Source organism: Alteromonas sp. KUL49 (assembly GCF_006538345.1).
In the GTDB taxonomy this organism is placed as follows: domain Bacteria; phylum Pseudomonadota; class Gammaproteobacteria; order Enterobacterales; family Alteromonadaceae; genus Alteromonas.
This window is the reverse complement of record NZ_BJKL01000024.1, coordinates 1-3,932: the sequence shown is the minus strand read 5'-3', so window position 1 is coordinate 3,932 and position 3,932 is coordinate 1. Positions and strand designations below refer to the sequence as shown.

5 protein-coding genes are annotated in these 3,932 nt (G+C 42.4%); all 5 read left to right on the top strand.

Annotation, left to right across the window (positions count from 1 at the left end; translation table 11 throughout):
• Nucleotides 1–519: DUF935 family protein (locus tag EYS00_RS20310; RefSeq protein WP_130639736.1), on the top strand; the 519-nt coding region annotated here is incomplete at its 5' end.
• Nucleotides 482–877 (top strand): hypothetical protein, encoded by a 396-nt coding sequence (locus tag EYS00_RS20305; protein WP_130639735.1) that lies wholly within the window; start codon nucleotides 482–484, stop codon nucleotides 875–877. The genes EYS00_RS20310 and EYS00_RS20305, both read left to right, overlap by 38 nt.
• A 255-nt stretch (nucleotides 878–1,132) precedes the next feature.
• Nucleotides 1,133–1,357: a hypothetical protein gene (locus EYS00_RS20300; protein WP_130639734.1), complete on the top strand. Its 225-nt coding sequence runs from the start codon at nucleotides 1,133–1,135 to the stop codon at nucleotides 1,355–1,357.
• 158 nt (nucleotides 1,358–1,515) lie between these two features.
• Nucleotides 1,516–2,283, top strand: coding sequence for a DNA adenine methylase (locus tag EYS00_RS20295; RefSeq protein WP_130639733.1), 768 nt, complete (start codon nucleotides 1,516–1,518; stop codon nucleotides 2,281–2,283).
• A 16-nt stretch (nucleotides 2,284–2,299) separates the two neighbouring features.
• Nucleotides 2,300–3,529: a phage minor head protein gene (locus EYS00_RS20290; protein ID WP_207301739.1), complete on the top strand. Its 1,230-nt coding sequence runs from the start codon at nucleotides 2,300–2,302 to the stop codon at nucleotides 3,527–3,529.
• The last annotated feature ends 403 nt before the right edge of the window (nucleotides 3,530–3,932 follow it).

The following is a 3,932-nucleotide window of genomic DNA, read 5'->3' as shown; positions in this document are numbered from 1 at the left end:
GTAGCACTACTGAGCACCTGCTTCTGGCCATGGATGTTCAAAAATGGTGGTTTTAAGTTCTTTGTAAAGTTTTGCGAAAAGCTGGGTGTGCCTTGGCCAGTGGGTAAGTACCCTGAAGGTACTGATGAAAAAGATATCGAAGAGTTAGTTAGTCGACTACAGCAAATGGTTGAAGACGCTGTAGCAGCCATTCCTGACACTGTTGACCTAACACTACTTGAAGCAAAAGCAACGGGTGAACTACCTCAAGAGCGTTTGATTAACTTATGTAATCGCGAGATGAGTAAAGCGATTACGAGCCAAACTCTCACAACGGAAATTGTTGATGGCGGTAGCCGAGCAGCTGCGCAAACACACGAGAAAAAGTCCGGAGAAAACCAAAAAGCCGATCGCTCTTTAATTTCTGACACCTACAACGAGCTTTTTGCATGGATCACAAAGGTTAACTTTCCTGGTGACGTAGCACCGCCTACCTATAGCTATGTTGATAAAAAACGAACTCAACTCCAGCGACGTTAAGTTTTTCGAAAACGCAGCTCAGCTTGTACCTATCCGTAAACAAGACATCTACAAACGATTGGATCTGTCAGAACCAACAGACCAGGACGACGTTGTGTTTCTTGGAAACACCGACAGCAAATCAGCCGAACCCGCTGGTAACTTTTCAAAGGCGAATAACGAGTGGGATCACATTGATGAAGCTGTTCAAGACTTAGTTAAACAAGTGAAACAAGAGATTGATTCGGCAACATCCCTAGAGGATGCCCTGGATAAACTGGTGAATAACTACAAAAGTTTCGATGAGGAAGCATTGCGCGATCTAGTTAAACAAGAACTAGAAGCGCAGTACGGCCTTGGGATGATGAGTGAAGGTTAACGAATAGTACTATGAATGAAAATGAATCTCGGAGTGGCTACACCATTGCCTTTAGTGTGTTAATCAATGTCGCTTTGTACCCAGTATGGGTGCTTAGCCTTCTAATACTCCTCCCAATTTTTTTCACTGCTTTTTTTGTAGCGTTAAACGTCGATTACATAACAGGCGACGAGAGAAGTTTAGCCACTAAAGTAATGTTCAAGATGGCTGAAATATATGGTTTTTAATTACCCCAACAACACCGGAGAATACAAAATGGACAATCAACACAAGAAGATCAAAGGCTATAGAGATTTGACTCAAGAAGAAATTGACCTAATGAACGAAGGGAAGGAGCTTTCCGAAAAAGTAGGTGAGTATGTTGAAAAACTCCAACAGAACAAAAAACTTGATCATCGTTGGATATCTATTGGCAAAACTAATCTGCAACAGGGCTTCATGGCTGTGATAAGAGGCATTGCTCAGCCAACGACATTCTAAAGATTTAAAGTAAAGAAAGACCGACACGGAACGTCTTTGCAGGACATTCCGTGTCCCGAAACACTGTGGTCGCGCACAGTGAGCCAGCTAGGGTCTCCCACGACGTCGACATCGCATAAGAGAGCCTATCAATTTAATTACTAATAAGGAAGGCTCACATGCCCGTAAAACCCGTAATACCGTGGATTGGTGGAAAAACTAAGCTTTTAAAGCATTTATTACCGCTGGTACCAGAGCACAGGACTTACGTTGAACCGTTCTGTGGCGGAGCAGCAATGCTCTTTGCAAAAGAGCAGTCGAAGGTCGAAGTGATTAACGATATCAATGGAGATTTGATAAACCTCTATCGTGTTGTACAAAATCACTTGGAAGAGTTCGTACGCCTCTTTAAATATGCTTTAGCGAGCCGCCAAGTCTACGAATGGGAGCAACTGAAAGCCCCTGAAACACTTACAGATATTCAGCGCGCTGCAAGATTCTTCTATCTGCAAAAAAATAGTTTTGGCGCAAAGATAGAAGGTCAAAGCTTTGGGGTTTCAAAGGTATCACCACCACGATTCAATATACTTCGAATTGAAGAAACGCTGTCTGAAGCTCATCTCCGGTTAGCAAGGGTGTTAATAGAGAATATCTGTTGGAAACGCTGTATTGAAAAATATGACTCTGAAGAGTCTTTCATTTTTTGCGATCCGCCTTATTGGCAGACTGAAGGATACGGTGTTGATTTTGGGTGGGATAACTACGAGGCGCTGCTAGGAAATTTCAAAGAGTGCCGCGGGAAAATGTTGATCACTTTGAATGATCACCCTGAAATAAGAACGCTTTTTAAAGGCTATGTGGTAGATACCAAAGATATCAAATACACAGTCAGTGGTAACAAAACACCCAAGCTTAGCAAAGAGGTATTCATAGCAAATTATGAGTGACATCCAAGTCGGGAGCATGCCTTTTCGCGAGGCAATAAAACACTTTCAAGAAAAGCTGCTCATTCCATCTAGGCAATGGGACGACTTACTTGGCCCAGTGAATGCTAAAGCGTTCACTGTGGCCGGAGCAAACAAACTCGATATTGTTTCGGACTTCTACGAATCAATAAGATCACTTGTAGAAAGTGGCGGTACCTTAAATGATTTCAGAAAGGACTTTGACAATATCGTCGCTAAACATGGTTGGTCTTACAATGGAAAGCGAGGTTGGCGAACCAGGGTAATACTTCAAACAAACAAAAACTCTTCCTACATGGCTGGAAAGTGGGAGCAAATGTGGAGAGTTCGCGAAGCTAGGCCGTTTTTACAGTATAAGGATGTAGGCGACGAACGCGTGCGAGAGTCGCATCATTTCTGGAACAACAAAGTGTTCCCGATTGATCACCCTATATGGAAAGTGATTTATCCTCCGAATGATTGGCTTTGCCGATGCAATGTACGATCACTATCTACTGATGACATGGAAGAGGAAGGGCTATCAGTTTCTAAAGCTGATATTCCAGAGAAGATAGAAGTTACAGACCCACAGTCGGGCGAAGTACGGAAAACACACAAAGGAATAGGTGTCGGCTGGGACTACAACGTAGGCCGCGAATGGTTGGCACCAGAGGCATTGTTTGGGCAAAAACTAATGTTGGTACCAAGTGATTTAAGAGAAGCTGCACTGGATAACTTGGATTTAAACCACTTTAAAAAGCCTTTTAAAAGTATGGTCAATAAAGTCGCCTATCAAATTGCGAAAGGAAAAGTGAATGCTTCTGGTAATGTCTTAGCTGCTGGATACATATCAAATCAAGTGCTAGAGGAATTGTTTGAGCGGCAAGTATATCCAGTAGGTTTGGCCGTAGTAGCGAAAGATGCAGATATAGCGCATATGTTGAGAAGCACAAAATCTAGTCGAGGCGCTACGGTGCCAATGTCCGTAGCGTCCGAAATTCCGGATATCGTCACCAACCCTGATGCCGTTCTTTGGGATAAAGAAGATCCTGCACTTATATATGTAAGAAGACTGGCAAATGGACAATATGCAAAGTTTGTTATTCGTCTCAACATTAAAACGAAAATGAACGTGGCTAAAGTTCGCTTTAATGAAGCTTTAAACGCGATTAAAACAGCTGGGATAGTTAAATGGGAAGACTTGAATGCTGCAAGGTATGAATTGATTACTGGGGATATAAGCAGATAAAAATAATGAGTCCAGGAAGGACGCCTTAACCTTCATATAGACTGCCTCTCGACACTCCAGCTGGCCCGACGCGACACACGTGCTTTTTCCAGCCTCTGAACTCACACATACAGTATAGCTCCGTTTTTAATTGGCATTCAATAAACACAGCGCCAAAAGTGACGGTAACGGTGACAATATTTTTACCACTAAACCCCTCAATTCTTACCAGTAAAAACTGAAAGTGTGCCAAAAAAATTTAAAACCTATTAGAAAATCGCACTTTGGGTAAAAAAGGAGGAAACGCTTATAAATAGGGGGCTGGACTATGGTTTTGGGTATGTTTCTATATTTTAAAAACTATCATCACCCTACACAAACGACAGAAAGCAAAAAACCCGCCATAAGGCGGGTTTCTTTAATA

Bases quoted from the DNA above. Each gene is read 5' to 3' on its own strand.
- EYS00_RS20305 (WP_130639735.1), top strand. From the start codon at position 482: ATGTTGATAAAAAACGAACTCAACTCCAGCGACGTTAAGTTTTTCGAA.
- EYS00_RS20300 (WP_130639734.1), top strand. From the start codon at position 1,133: ATGGACAATCAACACAAGAAGATCAAAGGCTATAGAGATTTGACTCAA.
- EYS00_RS20295 (WP_130639733.1), top strand. From the start codon at position 1,516: ATGCCCGTAAAACCCGTAATACCGTGGATTGGTGGAAAAACTAAGCTT.
- EYS00_RS20290 (WP_207301739.1), top strand. From the start codon at position 2,300: ATGCCTTTTCGCGAGGCAATAAAACACTTTCAAGAAAAGCTGCTCATT.